Genomic DNA, 18,038 nt, shown 5'->3' with positions numbered 1-18,038 from the left:
CCCGATTGGTCCTTTTTTCCCCGCCGCGTCGCCCGCCTCGATCAGCTGCCGGCGCACGGCAAGGATGCGCTGCCAGCCGGCGGGGGTGCCGGGCTCGACGATCAGGAGCGTGTCGCCAGTGAGTTGCCAGAGCCGGTCGATGAGTTTCGGCAGCGATGCCGGCGCGATTTCATCGAGCACATAAGCGCACGTGACCAGATCGGCCGGCTCGATGTCAGCAAGGTCGATGGTGGCATCACCGGCCAGCCATCTGCTCTGGGCGGCAATAGTGTTGCCGGCAAGCGTCTCGCCGACCTTACGCACGGCGGCACTGGCTTCGAACAACACCGCCTGTTCGAGATCGGGCCACAGATCGGTCGCGGCCCAAAGCACCGTGCCAGGGCCGGCGCCGACATCGAGCAAGGTCCTGGGCTGAAAGGCAGGCTTGGCGTCGCTCAGCGCGTCGAGGCTGGCACGGATCGCGGCATAGGTCGCCGGCAGCCGCGTCGCCAGATAGGCCTTCACCGCCAGATCCTCGGCCATGTGCAGACGGCCGTCGCGCAACTCGGCGCGGTAGCGGTCGGACAGCGTCTTTGCCGCTTGCTTGAGTACCGCCAGCGGAACGTTTTCGAGCAGACGCTCGACACCTTGGCGAAGGGAGGCAGGCAACTCCATCTCAAGCGCCCCGCGGGACGAGAAGGATCACCGAAGCACCGGCAATGCAGAGCGCGGCACCGGCAAGATCCCAGCGGTCGGGGCGAACGCCTTCAACCAGCCACAGCCAGCCAAGCGACGCCACGATGTAGATGCCGCCATAGGCGGCGTAGGCGCGACCGGCGGCTGACGTGTCGACCAGCGCCAGCAGGAAGCCGAACAGGGCAAGCGAGGCGAGGCCGGGAAGCAGCCAAAGCGGCGACTTCTCCAGCCGCCACCAGGCCCAGAATGAAAAGCAGCCGGCGATCTCGGCCAGAGCGGCGGCGGCATAGAGGACAAAGGTCATGAAAAAGGTCCCGCGACGGTCACGGGACCTTTTTCAGTGCCGGCGCCGGCAATGGCAAGCGGCAATGCTATTCCTGGTCGGCAACCTTGCGGCGGCGAGCCGGCTTGGCGGCCGGGCTCTTTTTGACGGGAGCCGTTTCACGATGCCCCATATCGCGCATCTCCAGCGCTTTTTCGCATTTGGCCATGTAGTCGCGTGTCATCGGCAGCGTATCGTTCTTCTTGGCGATCTGGATCTGGAAGATCACCAGATCCTGCCAGCGGAATGCGGCTTCCGAGGCCGCCAGATAGAATTCCCACATGCGGCAGAAGCGCTCGTCATAGATCGCCTTGGCCTTGTCGCGATTGGCGGCGAAGCGCTCGCCCCAGTGCTTCAGCGTGTCGGCATAGTGGAGCCGCAGGATCTCGACGTCGGTGACGACCAGGCCCGACTTCTCGATCGCAGGCATCACTTCCGACAGCGACGGGATGTAGCCGCCCGGGAAGATGTATTTGCGGATGAAGGCGCTGGTCGCCCACGGCACGCCGGAACGGCCGATCGTGTGCAACAGCATGACGCCATCCGGCTTGAGCAGCGTCGCGCTCTTGTCGAAGAAGGTGCGATAGTGGTTGACGCCGACATGCTCGAACATACCGACCGAGACGATGCGATCGAAACGCTCATTGAGTTCGCGGTAGTCCTTCAGCTCGAAATGCACGCGGCTTTCCAGCCCTTGCGCATGCGCCCGGTCGGTGGCGACGCCATGCTGCTCGGTCGACAGCGTGACGCCTTGCACGTCGACGTCGAACGCCTTGGCGAGATAGAGGCCAAGCCCGCCCCAGCCGGAGCCGATGTCGAGCACCGTCTGGCCGGCCTTCAGCCGGAGCTTGGCGGCGATGTGGCGTTTCTTGGCGCCCTGCGCCTCGTCGAGCGTCATGTCCGGCTGCTCGAAATAGGCGCAGGAATATTGCATGTCCTCGTCGAGGAAGAGCCGGTAGAGATCGCCCGACAGATCGTAGTGGCGCTGCACGTTGCGCCGCGAGCGCGAGGCGGTGTTGATCTGCTGCAGCCGGCGGAAGGCGTGGCGCAGGCCTTCGATGGCCTTCGACCAGGTGGCGTCGATGCCGCCGCTGCCCATGTTCTGGAAGGCGATGCGCATCACGCCCAGCACGCCGCCCTCGAGAATGTCGAGTTCGCCGTCCATGTAGGCTTCAGGCACCGCCAGCATCGGATCGAAGGTGATGGCGCGCTCGGCATGCGCGGTCTTGATGTGCATGTGCACCGGTTCGCCGCTGCCGTCGCCGAAAACCACCGCCGTGCCCTTGGGGCCGGTTACCCTAAGATTGCCGGTGCGCACCAAGCGGTCGAGAACGCGCTTTAACAGAATATTCATGACCAAATGTCCCCTCTCGGCCAGACAGGCTGCCTTGGCGCGTGACCGCGAAAATCGGGATCGATTTCGCCGGAGATCTTGCGCCGAACCAAAGTTGCACAGCGTGCTTTGCGCGGCCAAAGGACGCGCGACGCCATAGTCTGCAACAATATATAGGGGTTCGAAAAGTTCCATTTGGCACAAAAATGCCCGGGCGCGAGGCCCGGGCATTGGTCCAGCATGGCTGGATGACGGCAAAGTGATCGGAGCTTGGCGTCAAGTCGTGATCAGCCCCATGGCTCCAATCGCTTGCGACGTGTGATCAGGCGTTGTCTTCGTCGCCCTCGAACTCGGTGTTCGGATCGAAGAAGTTCTCCGGCCGGGCGTTGTCGTTGATGTCGTCGCCATAGATGGCTTCGGCGGTGGTCAGCGTCTCGCCCTTGGCCTGGCGCTCGGCTTCGTCGGCCGTGCGGGCGATGTTGAGCGTGACGGTGACCTCGACTTCCGGATGCAGCGCGATCGCCACATTGGTGACACCGATGGTCTTGATCGGCTGGTTGAGCAGGATCTGGTTGCGGTTGATCGAAAAACCTTCCGCCGTCAGCAGATCGGCGATGTCGCGGGTCGAAACGGAACCGTAAAGCTGACCGGTTTCGCCGGCGGAGCGAACGGCGATGAAGCTCTTGCCGTCGAGCTTTTCAGCGACCTGGGCCGCTTCCGACTTGCGCTCGAGGTTGCGGGCTTCAAGCTGGGCGCGCTGGCCTTCGAACTTCTTCTTGTTGGCTTCGTTGGCGCGCAGCGCCTTGCCCTGCGGCAGCAGGAAGTTACGGGCGAAGCCGTCCTTGACCTTGACGGTATCGCCCATCTGGCCGAGGCGGGAAACGCGTTCGAGAAGAATGACGTCCATGGATTTGTTCCTTTGGTTGGACGCCAATCGATCGATGAGATCGGCGCCGAATGTCTTGGGAACAGGTCAGGAAGCTTGAGCGCCTTTGGCGCTGGTGTCGCTGTCCTGCCTGTGCGGCAGTTAGAGGTTTTGACCTCAACCCGGGATTTGATGTTCAACCCTGCGGCGCCCGTCGCCGTGGGAGAAGAGCGGGCGGCGAACCGCCCGCATTTGAGATATTAGCGAACCACGTAGGGCAGCAGGCCGAGGAAGCGGGCGCGCTTGATCGCCTTGGCGAGTTCGCGCTGCTTCTTCTGGCTGACGGCGGTGATGCGCGACGGCACGATCTTGCCACGCTCGGAAATGTAGCGCTGCAGCAGACGCACGTCCTTGTAGTCGATCTTGGGCGCGTTGGCGCCGGAGAACGGGCAGGTCTTGCGGCGGCGATGGAACGGGCGCCGGGTCGGGATCTGATTGATGTCGACCATTATTCTGCACCCCCTTCAAAGCCTTCGCGCGGACGGCGCGGACCACGATCGGCACCGGCGTCGCCGAACGAGCGCGGCGGACGATCGCCACGGTCGCCGCGATCACGATCGCCGAACGAACGCGGACCACGATCGCCACGGTCACGGTCGCCGAAGCCGCCGCGTTCCGAGCGCTCTTCGCGCTTCTGCATCATGGCCGACGGGCCTTCCTCATGCGCCTCGACCTTGATGGTCAGGAAACGCAGCACGTCTTCGGACAGGCCCATCTGGCGCTCCATCTCGTTGAGCGCGGCCGCCGGGCAATTCAGGTCCATCAGCGTGTAGTAAGCCTTCCGGTTCTTGTTGACCCGGTAGGTGAGGGACTTCAGTCCCCAGTTCTCGACCCGGCCGACGGACCCGCCATTTGCGGAGATGACACCCTTGTACTGTTCGACAAGCGCATCGACCTGCTGCTGCGAGAGGTCCTGCCGGGCAAGAAACACATGTTCGTAAAGAGCCATTATGTCTTATGCCTTTCTTCGTTTCTCTCCCGGTTCCCGGCGGCAAAAGCCTCTGCAACTTCTCTGACCCGCAAACCCTCGAGGGGCAGGGGGAAGAAAGGAGCATGACGAGACGGTCGAGAGCGGAGACACGGGAGGCGGAAGCACTTCCGGCTTCACACGAAGGTTCTGAAAAACCTCCGGCCCTCCGTTCAGCCCCCAGCAAGGACCGGCAGATTGCGGGCGTCTATACAGCAATCCGGCCGCAAAGCAAGGGCAAGCGGCATTCCCGTGTGTCGCAGGCGACGATCGGGAGCAGCAACGGCCGGAGTCGTGGTTTCCGGCAACCACGTCTTAACCACACCAGCAGGTTGTGTGGAGTTGAAGCCTGGCCGTCAACGGTCGATTCATCATGGAAGGCGCAAAAGCCCGGACAACCGCGCAAAAGCGGCAAGCATTTCCGGGGGTAAGGATGCTTCTCAACAAATTCTGGCGCTCGAAGAGCGGCAATTTCACGCTTGTGCTGGGACTGGGTTTGCCGGTCATCCTGACGGCAGTCGCTTTCGCAACCGATGTCTCGACCCTTATGCGGGCCAAGAGCAATTTGCAGAACGCTCTCGATTCGGCAAACCTTGCTTCTTCGCATCTTGGCGATCTCGACATCACCCGCAATGACGCTTTCAACCGCTATTTCCAGGCCAACATCGTCGGTCATGGCGAGCTCGACAATGCGCAGGCGACGTTGACTGTCGACAAGGGCGTCAACTTCGTCAAGACCAAGGCGGTTGCCTCGGCGGACGTCCATCTCAACTTCGCCTTCCTGTTCGGCGACAGCAAGCACATCGTGGTCGATGCCTCGGCGGTCGAATCGAACAACCAGCTCGAAGTCGTGCTGGTGCTGGACAACACCGGCTCGATGGCCGGCGCGCGGATGACGGCGCTGAGGACGGCGACAAAATCGTTGCTCGACACGCTCGAAGCGGCGAAATCGCCAACGCGCAAGATCCGCGCCTCGCTGGTTCCTTTCGTGACGGCCGTCAATGTCAATGGCGACGGCTTCGACCCGTCCTGGATCGACATGGACGGCAAGTCCTCAACCAACGGCGTCAATTTTCCCGTCATCGACGGCAAGCGGCCGAACCACATGGCGCTTTTCAAACAGCTCAAGAAGACCGGATGGGCCGATGCCGGATGGAATGGCACCGGATGGAAAGGTTGCGTCGAGGCGCGGCCAGGCGCTTACAATATCTCCGACACGCCACCCGACCCGGCCAAGCCCGACACGCTGTTCGTGCCCTACTTTGCGCCGGATGATCCCGAAGACGCCCAGAAGCCGTCTGGCTCCTATGGCAATTCGGATAAATACTACAACAACTCCTATCTCAACGATGTCAGCGACAAAACCAGGCTTGCCCAGTCGGGCATCAACATTCTGGGCATCGATCTCAGCAACCTGCTCGGCAATCTCATCGAACTTCTGTCGCCCGATGACAGGGATGCCAGGGAAAAGATCGCCAAATATGTTGCGCCCGCCAAGGAACTCATCACCGAGATCGGCTCTCCCGTCACTGTCGGCCCGAACCGTGCGTGTCCGACCCCGGTGGTCCCCCTGACCGACGATTTCGACAAGCTGCGCAAGGCGGCCAGTCAGATGACCGAGTGGAATGGCTCGGGTACCAATGTCTCCGAGGGCCTGTCATGGGGTATGCGTGTGCTGTCGCCCGCCGCGCCCTACACCGACGGAGCGCCTTGGAAGACGCCCGGCATCAGCAAGATCGTGCTGTTGCTCACCGACGGCGAGAACGTCGTCTATGGCGCCAGCGAACAAGAACCGACAAAGTCGGATTACACATCCTATGGCTATCTGGCTGGCGGCCGCTTCGGATCGGACAACCAGACGACCGCTGCGCGCAATGTCGACGGCTGGACCAAAAACGTTTGCACGCAATTGAAGAACGAGGGCGTGCAGATCTACACCATGGTGCTGCAATCCGACACCGCAGCCAACCGTGCGCTTTACAGCGCCTGCGCCTCGGATCCGAGCAACTATTATGCCGTCAACGATCCGACCAAACTGCCGAACGTGTTCCTTCAGATCGCCAACAACTTCACGAAGCTGCAATTGACCAACTGAACACGCGAACCGAGACGGACCAGCAGGCTCTGAGGAAATCGCTGGCCTCAACTCGTATGGGCGGCGACAATCTTGTCGACCGTTTCGGGGAAGAAGTCGGGCGCTGCGTGGCGTTTGCCGAACATCATATCGTACTGCAGCAGGCGGAAATCGCGGATCGCCGGATCGATCTCCTTCTGCCGCGCCCAATCGGGCGTGGCCTCGCCAGCCGGCGTCAGCAGCAAATTGCGGTCGACGACACGGTAGTGTTCGCTCATCTCGCCCAGGAAGCCGGTGTAGTAGGGATGGCTGATGCCGGCCGTCTTCAGGATATGATAGGGCAGGAAGGCCGGGCTGACAGCGCCCATGTGCTCAGCCGGCCCGGTGCGGTTCGACCAGATGACCAGCGGCGTCTCATGATGCTCGAGGGCAGCCTCGGGCGACGCTTCCTTGCGCGGCGCGACATTGTCCTTCAGGAAGCCGGTTTCGACATAGACCGGCCCGAGCGGCGGCAGATGGTCGCCGAAGAAGGCGATCACGGTTGGGCGGGAGCGTGTCTTTGCCCATTCGACGAGGCGTTCGAGACCGCGATCGGCATCGGCTGAGCCTTCGGCGTAGCTGAGCAGCGATTCGCGCGCCCACTGGCTGATCGGCGCCTGCACCCTGTGCGTGGGACTGTAATAGCGGTTCGGTTCGTAGGGACCGTGGTTTTGCAGGCTGACCGCAAAGAAGAACACCGGCTCTTCGCTGGCGTCGGCCTCGCTGATGATCTCGTCGGTCATCGCGGCATCCGATGCCAGTGGCCCGCGCTTTTGCATTGGCGGCAGCGTCTCTTCCGACTTGAAATCGTTGAAGCCGAAATCGGCGTAGACCGCGCCACGGTTCCAGAACCAGTTGGTGCCCGGATGGATGGCGCGCGCCCGATAACCCTGGCTCTTGAGGAAGGTTGCCAGCGACGGCGTCGGCGTGCGCACATATTGCTGGTAGGGGATGCTGCCGGCCGGCAGGAACGCGTTGGAGAAGCCGGTCAGCGCCTCGAACTCGATATTGGCGGTCATGCCGCCGAACTCCGGCGAGAACATCGAGCCGGAGCGCAGCGCCCGCACATTGGGGATCGGATCGGGCGTGATGGTGACGCCGGGCAGCTTGGTCGGGTCCCAGAAGGACTCGCTCATGACGATGATGATGTCAGGCTTCTCGGCCGGCACCGAGGCGGTCACATCGGGCCTGGCGATCGCCGCGATCGCCTTGTCGGAATAGCCCGGCGGCGCAGAGACATGCGCCATCGGCACATTGAGCGCAAAGGCCAGCGCAAAACCGTTGGAGGCATAGTTTTCCTTCTGGTCCCACATGATCGGGATGATCTGCAACCGGTCCCTGGTCCAGGAGAAGGTGGCATAGTCCATGATCGAAACGAAGAAGGCGAGCAGCGGCACTGCCAGCGTCAGCCGCGCAAGGCGTCCCTTGCGGCTGAGTGCGGGAACCTTGCGGCGCCACATCCGCCAGCCATAGACGAGCAGCGACAGGCCGGCGACGATGCCGACGACCATGGCGAGCGCGGTCATCGGCCGGTCGCGCACCAAAAGCGGCAACAGCGCGAAGATCTGGCGGGCATAGAGGAAATCGGTCGGATAGAGCGGATCGCCGAGATAATGCGACTTCTGGTGGCCGACGAAGGCAAGCGATAGCGTCAGCGGCGCGACGATCATCAGGCTCTGATGGCTGCGGCCCAGCACCGCATCGAGGCCGATCAGGATCAGCGCGAACACGACGATGGTGGTCCAGCCCGGCTTGAGCGGCTGCAGGAAGAAGGAGACCGTGCCGGCAAAGTCGCCGCGCACGATCAGTTCGATGGCAAACACCAGGACGGCGGCGATCGCCAGGCTGATCAGCCCATAGCGCACGACCGGCCATCTCCTGCCCGGCAGATAGCCGGTGGAGGGGTCGTCTTCCAGGAACTGTGGCGCGGCCTTGCCGGCGCGTTTGTAACTCTTTGCCACTTTAACTTCCCCACCCAGCGACAAGCACGTCACTCGATTGTCATGGAATTGTCACGCAAAGCTAGCGCCTGTGGCCAAAATAAGAAGAGCCAGCAAACGAATCGTGAGCGGTTTTCATCAGGAGTGATCGCCAAAAAGCCTTTCGGAACAGGCACTCGGCGGATGAAGCTGCGGTCGAGCAGGGTCGAACCGGGCTTGACTTGGCGGCCTGCCTTGCGTCACAGGCAAGAAAAACTCGTCTATCAGGCAAGCAAAACCAGCCCTTGGGAGCCCGCGCATGGCCGTTGCATTCACCTTTCCTGGACAAGGCAGCCAGGCAGTCGGCATGGGCAAGGATCTCGCCGAGGCCTTTCCCGAGGCGCGCAGAATTTTCCAGGAAGTCGACGACGCGCTCGGCGAAAACCTGTCGAAGCTGATCTGGGAAGGGCCGGAAGAGACGTTGATGCTGACCGCCAACGCGCAGCCGGCGCTGATGGCGGTGTCGCTGGCCGCGATCCGGGCGCTGGAATCGCGCGGCTTCTCGCTGAAAGGCAAGGTCGCCTATGTCGCCGGTCATTCGCTGGGCGAATATTCGGCGCTCGCGGCCGCTGGCTTCGTTTCGGTTGCCGATGCCGCCAGGCTGCTGCGCATCCGCGGCAATGCCATGCAGGCGGCGGTGCCGGCCGGCGAGGGCGCCATGGCGGCGATCATCGGATTGGAACAGGCCGATGTCGAAGCCGCTTGCGCGGAAGCCGCCAAAGGCTCCGTCTGCCAGATCGCCAACGACAATGGCGGCGGCCAACTGGTCATTTCCGGCGCCAGGGCCGCGGTCGAACTGGCGGCGAAACTGTGCACTGAGAAAGGCGCCAAGCGCGCACTGATGCTGCAGGTGTCCGCGCCCTTCCATTCGGCGCTGATGGCGCCGGCCGCGAACGTTATGCGCGACGCACTCGCCGGTGTGACAAAGAATGCGCCGGTCGTTCCCGTCCTCTCCAATGTCACGGTCAGCCCGACCAGCGATCCGGACGAGATCGCCCGCCGCCTGGTCGAGCAGATAACCGGCCGCGTACGCTGGCGCGAGACCGTGGAGTGGTTCGGCGCAAATGGCGTCACCACGCTTTACGAGATTGGCGCCGGCAAGGTGCTTTCGGGATTGGCGCGGCGCATCAACCGCGACATCGCCACTGCGTCGGTCGGCTCGGCGGCTGAGGTCGAGGCAACGCTAGCAGCGCTTGCATAAAGCCCTATTTGATCCCATTCCCTGCAAAGGGGTGTTCTCTTCTCAATCAGGAGACAAAAATGTTCGAATTGACTGGCCGCAAGGCGCTCGTCACCGGCGCATCGGGAGGCATCGGCGAGGCGATCGCCCGGATGCTGCATGCGCAAGGCGCGATCGTCGGCCTGCATGGCACCCGCGTCGAGAAACTGGAGGCGCTGGCTAGCGAGCTTGGCGACCGGGTCAAGCTGTTCCCGGCCAATTTGTCCAACCGTGACGAGGTCAAGGCGCTCGGCCAGAAAGCCGAGGCCGATCTCGAAGGCGTCGACATCCTGGTCAACAACGCCGGCATCACCAAGGACGGGCTGTTCGTGCGCATGTCGGATGCCGATTGGGACAGCGTGATCGAGGTCAATCTGACCGCCGTTTTCCGGCTCACCCGCGAACTCACCCATCCGATGATGCGCCGCCGCCATGGCCGCATCATCAACATCACCTCGGTGGTCGGCGTGACCGGCAATCCCGGCCAGACCAATTACTGCGCCTCCAAGGCCGGCATGATCGGCTTCTCCAAGTCGCTGGCGCAGGAGATCGCCACCCGCAACATCACAGTTAACTGTGTTGCACCAGGCTTCATCGAATCGGCAATGACCGACAAGCTCAACGACAAGCAGAAAGAGGCGATCATGGCGGCGATCCCGACGCGGCGCATGGGCACCAGCGTCGAAGTCGCGTCCGCCGTCGCTTATCTCGCCTCCAACGAAGCCGCCTACGTCACCGGCCAGACCATCCACGTAAATGGCGGCATGGCTATGATTTGAACGAGGTTCTGCAGCAACGCCGGCGGGTTGTGTAAAGAGACCATTTCGGCTTGGACCTCAGCTATTTTTCGTGTAATGCGGCCCGCAACCCGGCGGTTCGGGCAAAAATCGGTCCGTAGTCGTTGCGTTTCCGGCAGGACCATCTTTCAGCTTGATTAGCGGCATTCTGCCCGCTAACGAAGACAGACAAACAAAAGACGAGGATGCCCAAATGAGTGACACCGCAGAGCGCGTCAAGAAGATCGTCATCGAGCACCTTGGCGTCGATGCCGACAAAGTGACGGAGCAGGCGAGCTTCATCGATGATCTGGGCGCCGACAGCCTCGACACGGTCGAACTCGTCATGGCGTTCGAAGAAGAATTCGGCGTCGAGATCCCCGACGACGCGGCCGAGACCATCCTGACCGTCGGCGATGCCGTGAAGTACATCGACAAGGCTTCGGCCTGACGCTTTCTGCAGTCATCACCGGGGAGGACCTGCGATGAGGCGTGTCGTCGTCACGGGCCTTGGCTTGCTGTCGCCGTTCGGCATGGGCTTCGAGCACAGCTGGAAGGAGCTTCTGACCGGCCGCAGCGCTGCCAAGCGCATCACCGAGTTCGAGGTGGAGGACCTTGCTTGCAAGATCGCCCACGTCATTCCGCGTGGTGACGGCAGCAATGCCACCTTCAATCCCGAGGCCGTGCTCGAGCCGAAGGAATTGCGCAAGATCGGCGACTTCATCCTGTACGGGATTGCCGCCGCCGACGAGGCGCTGAAGGATTCCGGCTGGGAACCCAAGACGCATGAAGAGCAATGCGCCACCGGCGTCCTGATCGGCTCCGGCATCGGCGGCATCGAGGGCATCGCCGAGAACGCGATGATCCTCAAGGAACGCGGCCCGCGCCGCATCAGCCCCTTCTTCATCCCGGGCCAGATCATCAATCTCGTCTCCGGGCAGGTTTCGATCCGGCACGGGCTGAAAGGCCCGAACCATGCCGTCGTCACGGCCTGTTCGACCGGCGCGCACGCCATTGGCGATGCTGCCCGGCTGATCATGTGGGGCGATGCCGACGTGATGGTCGCCGGTGGCGCCGAAGCGCCGGTGACGCGGCTGTCGATCGCCGGGTTCGCCGCATGCCGGGCACTGTCGACGGAACGCAATGATTCGCCGCAAACGGCGTCGCGCCCCTATGATCGCGACCGCGACGGCTTCGTCATGGGCGAGGGCGCCGGCGTTGTCGTGCTCGAGGAGCTCGAACATGCCAAAGCACGCGGCGCCAAGATCTATGCCGAGGTGACGGGTTATGGTCTCACCGGCGACGCGCATCACATCACGGCGCCCGCCGAGGATGGCGATGGTGCCTTCCGTTGCATGACGGCGGCACTCAACCGGGCCAAGCTTACGCCTGCCGACGTCGACTACATCAACGCGCACGGCACCTCGACCATGGCCGACACGATCGAGCTCGGCGCTGTCGAGCGGCTTGTCGGCAATGCCGCATCGAAGATCTCGATGTCGTCGACCAAGTCGTCGATCGGCCATCTGCTTGGGGCGGCCGGTGCCGCCGAAGCGATCTTCTCGATCCTTGCCATCAGGGACAATGTCGCGCCGCCGACCATCAACCTCGACAACCCCGAACGCGAAACCGCGATCGACCTGGTGCCGAACAAGCCGCGCGCCCGCCAGATCGACGTGGCGCTGTCCAATTCGTTCGGCTTTGGCGGGACCAATGCGTCGCTGGTCTTCCAGCGCTACAATGGCTGATCGTCCGGCTGCCGGGCGACGCTTTGGCGTGCCGTCAATTTTGCCATATTCGCCTCTACTCTGCCGCTGGGGATTCGTTGGGCGATCAAACGGTAGGGCGAAATGAACACAAATCCGGCAGGCAACGGAGAATTCGGGCAACGGCCGGCAACATCCGGACCGATCGTGCCGAAAACGGCCAGCGAGGCGTTGCGGCCAGAGGCCGGCACGCCGCCGCCGAAGCGCTCGCGTGCGTCACGCAGCCAGGTCGTCGTGTTCATGAACTTCGTCATCTCCTCGGTGATGCTGGTGGTTCTGGCGGCCGGCGTCGCGGTCTATTTCGGCAAGCAGGAATTCACCGAGCCCGGACCCTCCGCTAATGGCGATACCTTCCTGGTCAAGCCGAACACCGGCGTCCAGGATATCGCCGACCAGCTCGAACGCCGCGGACTGATCAGTGATGCCCGGGTATTCCGCCTTGGCGTGCGCGCCTTCGGCAATGATTCGGCGCTGAAAGCCGGCGAGTACGAGATCAAGCCCAGGGCTTCCATGCGCGATATCATGGAGCTTCTGAAGAGCGGCAAGTCGGTGATGTATTCGCTGACCATCCCTGAAGGACTGACTGTCGACCAGGCATTGCAGCGCATCGCCAAGGAGACTGCCTTGAGCGGCGACATGCCGGCAACCACGCCGCCGGAGGGCAGCCTCGCCACCGACACGCTGCGCTTCACGCGCGGCGCGACACGCCAGCAGATGGTCGACAAGCTGCTTGCGGATCAGAAGAAGCTGGTTGACGATGTCTGGCAGCGGCGCGCGCCGGACCTGCCGCTGGCCAACGTCGAGGAGTTCGTCACGCTGGCTTCGATTGTCGAGAAAGAGACGGGCAAGGGTGACGAGCGTTCACGGGTTGCCGCCGTCTTCCTGAACCGGCTTGCCAAGGGCATGCGCCTGCAATCCGATCCGACCATCATCTACGGGCTGTTCGGCGGCAAGGGAAAGCCGGCGGACCGGCCGATCTACCAGTCGGATATCCAGAAACAGACCCCCTACAACACCTATGTGATCAACGGCTTGCCGCCGACGCCGATCGCCAATCCGGGTCGTGCAGCGCTGGAGGCGGTGGCCAATCCGTCGAAGACCGACGACCTCTATTTCGTCGCCGACGGCACCGGTGGGCACGTCTTTGCCGCGACGCTGGACGAGCACAACGAGAATGTCGCCCGCTATCGCGCTCTGCAGAAGAAGCAGGCGGATGACGTCGCCAAAGCCGCCAAGACGACCGGCGGCGGCGACAGCGATGCCGTCAAGCCGGCGGACGGTGGGCCGGCCGACAGTGGGCCTGCTGACGGTGCCGACGACAGCGGCGGTGACGCGGGCGCTGCCCAGTAGAATGAAGAAAGGCGTTGCCCGACAGGCGACGCCCTGACATTTGCAAGAGCGCCGCGCGTCCGATTTCGACGCGCCTGCGGCGCAGTCATTTTCAAGCCGCACTTGCTCTGTCCGGAAAGCCGGTTCGGGGCAATGTGCCAGGGACGTGTGGGCGATATGAATTTGCAGAGCATGACCGGTTTTGCACGTGCCGTCGCCGAGCACGAAGGCACTTCGATCGCCTGGGAGGTCAAGTCCGTCAACGGCAAGAGCGTCGAAGTACGGCTGCGGCTGCCGCAAGGCTTCGAGCGGTTGGAACCGGCTGTCCGGCAGATACTTCAGAAACGTTTTGCACGCGGCAATTTTCAGGCGACGCTGACCATCGGCCGTGCCGTCGGCGCGCAGGCGCAGCCGGTCGTCAACGAAGCCTTCCTGAAGGACCTGGCCGGGCTCGCCAAGCGGCTGCAGGAGCAGTTCGGCGTTGCTGCGGCGACCTCGGATGGACTGCTGTCGCTGCGCGGCGTGCTCGACATTCCCGAAACTGTCGAAACCGAGGAGGCGAGGGCCGCGCTCGATGCCGCGATCATGGCCGCGCTCGAAGTGGCCTTGAACGGGCTTGAACAGGCACGGCAGGGCGAAGGGGCCGCGCTGGCTTTGCTGCTGTCGGGTCATATCGACACAATCGAGGCGCTGACGCTGCGGGCAGAAGTGGATCCATCCCGCGAGACCGCGGTGATCCGGGAACGCATCGCCGAGCAGGTCAGGCTGCTGATGGACGCTTCCGCCAATTTGGATGCCACCCGACTGCACATGGAGGCCGCGTTCCTGGCCACCAAGGCCGATATTCGCGAAGAGATCGACCGGCTGAAAACGCATGTCGCATCCGGCCGGGCACTGCTGGTGGGCGGCGGCGCGGTCGGTCGCAAGCTCGATTTTCTGGCACAGGAATTTAACCGCGAATCGAATACGCTGTGTTCCAAGTCGAATGCCGCCGCCATCACCGCGATCGGGCTGGACCTGAAGGCGGTGGTCGACCAGTTTCGTGAACAGATCCAGAATCTGGAGTAGCCGATGGTTGCCAAGGATTTGGGGTCCCGCATTCGCCGCCGGGGCCTGATGCTCGTCCTGTCGTCGCCGTCCGGCGCCGGCAAGTCGACGATCGCGCGCAATCTTCTGGAAAGCGATTCCAGCCTCGAACTGTCGGTCTCGGTCACCACCAGGCCGCGCCGCGGCAGCGAGATCGAAGGCGTCCACTATCATTTCCGGACGATGCGCGAATTCGAGCGGCTTCGTGATTCAGACGCGCTGCTGGAGTGGGCCGAGGTGCATGGCAATTGCTATGCGACACCGCGCGAGCCTGCCGAACTGGCGCTGTCTGAAGGGCGCGACATGCTGTTCGACATCGACTGGCAGGGCGCCCAGCAGCTCAAGGAGAAGATGCGCGCCGACATCGTCTCGATCTTCATCCTGCCGCCATCGATGAAGGAGTTGAAGGCACGGCTGAAGCGCCGCGCCGAAGACCAGGAAGCGGTGATCGAAACGCGGTTGAAAAACGCCCGCAACGAGATCGAGCACTGGAAGGAATATGATTTCGTCATCGTCAATGACGACCTCGACCGCGCCTTCGCCGAAGTGCGCGGCATCGTCGTCGCCGAGCGGCTGAGACGCGACCGCCGGCCAGGCCTGTTCGATTTCGTCTCGGGACTGTTGGACGAGAAGACGGGTTGAGGCTGTGAAGCGCCAATCTCCCCCACGAGGGGGCAGATCGGCAGCTTCTTACACCGCGTTTGTCAACCTTACAAACTCCTCGACGCTGAGCGTCTCGGCGCGGCGTGTCGGATCGATGCCGGCGCGGTCGAGCAGGGCCTCGCCGCCGAGGCTCTTAACGCTTTGCCGCAGCATCTTGCGACGTTGGCCGAAGGCGGCTTCTGTGACGCGGCCGAGTTTCTTCACCTCGGTGGGCAGGGGCATCGGGCGCGGCACAAGATGCACCACCGAGGAGGTGACCTTTGGCGGCGGCGTGAATGCCTGTGGCGGTACGTCGAAGGCGATCCTCGCCTCCGTCCGCCAGCCGGCAAGAACCCCCAGCCGGCCATAGCTGTCGCTGCCGGCGGGAGCGACGATGCGCTCGGCCACCTCGCGCTGGAACATCAGAGTCATCGAGGTGTAGAAAGGCGGCCAGTCGCTGACCGTCAGCCAGCGCACCAGCAGCTCCGTGCCGATGTTGTAGGGCAGGTTGGCCACGATCTTGACCGGGCCGCCATTGCCGGTCGCTCGACCGGCAAGGCCCGTGAAATCCGTCTTCAGCGCATCGCCCGAAACAACCTCCAGCCGGCCGGGATAGTGGCCGGACACTTCGGCAAGAGCAGCCAGGCAACGTTCGTCGCGCTCTATGGCGATCACCTGGCGCGCTCCGTTGGCAAGCAAGGCGCGGGTCAGCCCGCCGGGACCGGGGCCGACCTCGATGACGGTTGCATCGGACAAGTCGCCGGCGGTGCGGGCGATCTTGCCGGTGAGGTTGAGGTCGAGCAGGAAATTCTGGCCGAGCGCCTTCTTCGCCTGCAGCCCATGACGCTCGATCACCTCGCGCAGCGGCGGCAGCCCGTCGATGGTCATGCCCGAGATCTCATGCGGCAACCGCCTTGGTGTTCGTGTCGGCCAGCCGCCGGGCAAGCTTCAGCGCCGCTATCAGGCTGTCGGGCCGCGCCACACCCTTGCCGGCGATGTCGAAGGCCGTGCCGTGGTCGGGCGAGGTGCGGATAAAGGGCAGGCCGAGCGTGACATTGACCGCCTCGTCGAAAGCCAGCGCCTTGGCCGGGATAAGCGCCTGGTCGTGATACATGCAAAGGGCCGCGTCGTAACCAGCCCGCGCCCGGACATGGAACAACGTGTCGGCCGGCAAAGGGCCGAAAGCGTCGATGCCTTCGGCGCGCAGGATGTCGACCGCCGGGCGCACGATCCGCTCGTCCTCGAGGCCCATGGCGCCGCCTTCGCCGGCATGTGGATTGAGCCCGGCAATCGCCAGCCGTGGCCTGGCAATGCCGAAGCGGCCGGCAAGGTCGGCAGCGGTGATGCGCGCGGTGGCGACGATCAGTTCGGTGGTCAGTGCCTTCGGCACCTCGGCCAGCGCTATGTGGATGGTGACGGGAACGGTGCGCAGGTCGGGTCCTGCCAGCATCATCACCGGCATCGCCTCGACGCCGCTGTGCCGAGCCGCCAGATGCGCCAGATATTCGGTGTGGCCGGGAAAGCGAAAGCCGGCATCGTAGAGCGGCTTCTTGGCGATGGGGCAGGTGACCACGGCCGAGGCTTCGCGGGCAAGGCAATCGGCGACGGCGCGGTCGATGGCCTCGATCGTGGCGGCCGCATTGGCCGGATCCGGCTGGCCGGGGCTGTCGATGCAGCCTGCAGCCAGCGGAACGATCGGCAAGGCGCGGGCAAAGACCTGCGCCGCTTGTGCCGGGGTGGCTTCGGCGATCGGCAGCGAGAGGCCGAGCAGGCGCGCCCGGGAGGCGATCAGCGCCGGATCGGCGAGCAGGTAGAAGGGGGGCAGGGCGGCAGCTTCACGCGCCATGAAGGCGGCGATGGCGATCTCCGGCCCAATGCCGGACGGATCGCCGGCGCTCAACGCGAGCGCAGTCACTGCGTTGCCCACGTCAGCGCTTGACGATGCGGGCTTTTGCCTTCAGCTCGTCGACATATTTCTTGCTGAGCGCGTCGGCATCCTTGTCGCCGCCGGAGCCTTCGGCCTGGAACGCCATCTGGGCAACCTTGTCGTCGGACACTTCGCGCGACGAGCAGATGCCGATGAATTCGACGCCGCGTTCGGTTTCGCGCGTGACGGTGGCACCGCCGACTTTGGTAGCTTTGATCTGCTCGGCCCAGTCCGGCGGCAGTTGCGGCGCCAGCACCCGGCCCAGATCGCGAACGGTGACGTCGATCAGGCCCTTGGCGAATTCGCGCGTCGTGTTGCAGCCGTTGAAGCGGGCGCGCATGGCGTCGGCCTCTCGCTTGCGTTTGCCCAGCGTCGCGCTGCGTTCAGCCGCCGGCACCACGAAGATGACCTGCTGCAGCATGTATTCGGTGGCGCTCGGTTTGGCGCCGCCTTTTTCGAGCATCTTCCTGACGAGATCCTGTTCGCTGACGGCGCCGGTGCCGTCGCCGGAACGGTAGCGCGCGCTCAAGGCCTGGTTCCAGGCCATCTGGGCGCGGATGAATTCCTTGAAGTGGCTCTTGGTGACGCCCGACTTCTCCATGACGCCGTCGAGCTGGCTGAGCTGCATCTTGTTGCTCGAGGCAAAGCGCTGGTACGCGGCATCGACCTGGGCGTCGCTGATGCGGATACCAAGCCGCTTGGCCTCGGCCATACGCAGCGTCTGGTCGATCATTTCCTGGCCGGCATCGCCCTTCTTGCGCTGCAGCTTCAGGAAAGCGGCGCGATGGGCGATGTCGCCGGTGGTGACAGGAATGTCGTTGACGACGTATTTGATCTCGCTGGCGAAAGCCGGCGGCGCCATTACGGTGATCGACACGGACGTCGCCGCCACGAGCAACGCGAAACCTGCTGAAAAGAGGTATTTCCTCATCGTTGGCATCCCAATTCTATCCCGGTCCCGCCCAATTTGATCTTTCCA

At 63.5% G+C, this 18,038-nt stretch carries 18 protein-coding genes; 8 read left to right on the top strand and 10 right to left on the bottom strand.

The features are described 5' to 3' along the window. From EOC83_RS33190 to rpsF, 6 genes are all read right to left on the bottom strand, one after another. On the bottom strand, window positions 1-654 hold a 654-nt coding region (locus EOC83_RS33190; protein WP_281034820.1), incomplete at its 3' end, for a small ribosomal subunit Rsm22 family protein. A gap of 1 nt (window position 655) precedes the next feature. Further along, on the bottom strand, window positions 656-979 hold the full coding sequence (locus EOC83_RS12265; RefSeq protein WP_013532523.1) for a YnfA family protein: 324 nt from the start codon (window positions 977-979) through the stop codon (window positions 656-658). A gap of 67 nt (window positions 980-1,046) precedes the next feature. Beyond that, a complete protein-coding gene (locus EOC83_RS12260) occupies window positions 1,047-2,351 on the bottom strand; it encodes a cyclopropane-fatty-acyl-phospholipid synthase family protein (RefSeq protein WP_013532522.1) in 1,305 nt (434 codons plus the stop codon). A gap of 301 nt (window positions 2,352-2,652) precedes the next feature. Next, window positions 2,653-3,237 carry a 50S ribosomal protein L9 gene (gene rplI, locus EOC83_RS12255; RefSeq protein ID WP_013532521.1) on the bottom strand — a complete coding sequence of 195 codons (585 nt, stop codon included), beginning with the start codon at window positions 3,235-3,237 and terminating at the stop codon, window positions 2,653-2,655. Between the two features lie 218 nt (window positions 3,238-3,455). Next, the gene (gene rpsR / locus EOC83_RS12250) at window positions 3,456-3,704 is read right to left on the bottom strand and encodes a 30S ribosomal protein S18 (protein ID WP_006203718.1); all 249 of its coding nucleotides are present in this window, start codon (window positions 3,702-3,704) and stop codon (window positions 3,456-3,458) included. Beyond that, the gene (gene rpsF / locus EOC83_RS12245; protein WP_013532520.1) at window positions 3,704-4,204 is read right to left on the bottom strand and encodes a 30S ribosomal protein S6; all 501 of its coding nucleotides are present in this window, start codon (window positions 4,202-4,204) and stop codon (window positions 3,704-3,706) included. Before rpsF ends, rpsR begins: the two co-directional genes overlap by 1 nt. A 451-nt stretch (window positions 4,205-4,655) precedes the next feature. On the opposite strand from rpsF, the gene EOC83_RS12240 reads away from it, so the two are divergent. Continuing rightward, window positions 4,656-6,317, top strand: a complete 1,662-nt coding sequence (locus EOC83_RS12240; RefSeq protein WP_063167703.1) for a pilus assembly protein — start codon at window positions 4,656-4,658, stop codon at window positions 6,315-6,317. A gap of 47 nt (window positions 6,318-6,364) precedes the next feature. Here EOC83_RS12240 and EOC83_RS12235 read toward each other — a convergent pair whose 3' ends face one another. Beyond that, window positions 6,365-8,296, bottom strand: coding sequence for an LTA synthase family protein (locus tag EOC83_RS12235; protein ID WP_024504319.1), 1,932 nt, complete (start codon window positions 8,294-8,296; stop codon window positions 6,365-6,367). A gap of 277 nt (window positions 8,297-8,573) precedes the next feature. Here EOC83_RS12235 and fabD point away from each other — a divergent pair, with 277 nt between their 5' ends. From fabD to gmk, 7 genes are all read left to right on the top strand, one after another. Beyond that, the gene (gene fabD / locus EOC83_RS12230) at window positions 8,574-9,515 is read left to right on the top strand and encodes an ACP S-malonyltransferase (protein ID WP_013532517.1); all 942 of its coding nucleotides are present in this window, start codon (window positions 8,574-8,576) and stop codon (window positions 9,513-9,515) included. 59 nt (window positions 9,516-9,574) lie between these two features. Next, window positions 9,575-10,312: a 3-oxoacyl-[acyl-carrier-protein] reductase gene (fabG, locus tag EOC83_RS12225; protein WP_013532516.1), complete on the top strand. Its 738-nt coding sequence runs from the start codon at window positions 9,575-9,577 to the stop codon at window positions 10,310-10,312. A gap of 211 nt (window positions 10,313-10,523) precedes the next feature. Then, on the top strand, window positions 10,524-10,760 hold the full coding sequence (locus EOC83_RS12220; protein ID WP_006203723.1) for an acyl carrier protein: 237 nt from the start codon (window positions 10,524-10,526) through the stop codon (window positions 10,758-10,760). Window positions 10,761-10,794: 34 nt separating this feature from the next. After that, on the top strand, window positions 10,795-12,057 hold the full coding sequence (fabF, locus tag EOC83_RS12215; protein ID WP_013532515.1) for a beta-ketoacyl-ACP synthase II: 1,263 nt from the start codon (window positions 10,795-10,797) through the stop codon (window positions 12,055-12,057). A 102-nt stretch (window positions 12,058-12,159) separates the two neighbouring features. After that, window positions 12,160-13,425, top strand: a complete 1,266-nt coding sequence (mltG, locus tag EOC83_RS12210) for an endolytic transglycosylase MltG (RefSeq protein WP_063167704.1) — start codon at window positions 12,160-12,162, stop codon at window positions 13,423-13,425. Between the two features lie 156 nt (window positions 13,426-13,581). Beyond that, entirely contained in the window at window positions 13,582-14,472 is an 891-nt protein-coding gene (locus tag EOC83_RS12205; RefSeq protein WP_013532513.1) for a YicC/YloC family endoribonuclease, read from the top strand. A gap of 3 nt (window positions 14,473-14,475) precedes the next feature. Then, complete coding sequence (gmk, locus tag EOC83_RS12200) at window positions 14,476-15,132, top strand: guanylate kinase (RefSeq protein ID WP_013532512.1); 657 nt, start codon at window positions 14,476-14,478, stop codon at window positions 15,130-15,132. A 48-nt stretch (window positions 15,133-15,180) separates the two neighbouring features. Here the strand turns inward: gmk and rsmA are convergent, their stop codons facing one another. The 3 genes from rsmA to EOC83_RS12185 are packed head-to-tail and all read right to left on the bottom strand — an operon-like array spanning window position 15,181 to window position 17,999. Further along, a complete protein-coding gene (gene rsmA / locus EOC83_RS12195; protein WP_013532511.1) occupies window positions 15,181-16,020 on the bottom strand; it encodes a 16S rRNA (adenine(1518)-N(6)/adenine(1519)-N(6))-dimethyltransferase RsmA in 840 nt (279 codons plus the stop codon). 10 nt (window positions 16,021-16,030) lie between these two features. Continuing rightward, on the bottom strand, window positions 16,031-17,059 hold the full coding sequence (gene pdxA, locus EOC83_RS12190) for a 4-hydroxythreonine-4-phosphate dehydrogenase PdxA (protein ID WP_013532510.1): 1,029 nt from the start codon (window positions 17,057-17,059) through the stop codon (window positions 16,031-16,033). Between the two features lies 1 nt (window position 17,060). Beyond that, window positions 17,061-17,999 carry a peptidylprolyl isomerase gene (locus tag EOC83_RS12185; protein WP_024504313.1) on the bottom strand — a complete coding sequence of 313 codons (939 nt, stop codon included), beginning with the start codon at window positions 17,997-17,999 and terminating at the stop codon, window positions 17,061-17,063. Between the last annotated feature and the right edge of the window lie 39 nt (window positions 18,000-18,038).

Source organism: Mesorhizobium sp. Primo-A (assembly GCF_003997175.1).
Classification (GTDB): Bacteria; Pseudomonadota; Alphaproteobacteria; order Rhizobiales; family Rhizobiaceae; genus Mesorhizobium; species Mesorhizobium ciceri.
This window is presented reverse-complemented; position numbering and strand designations above follow the sequence as displayed.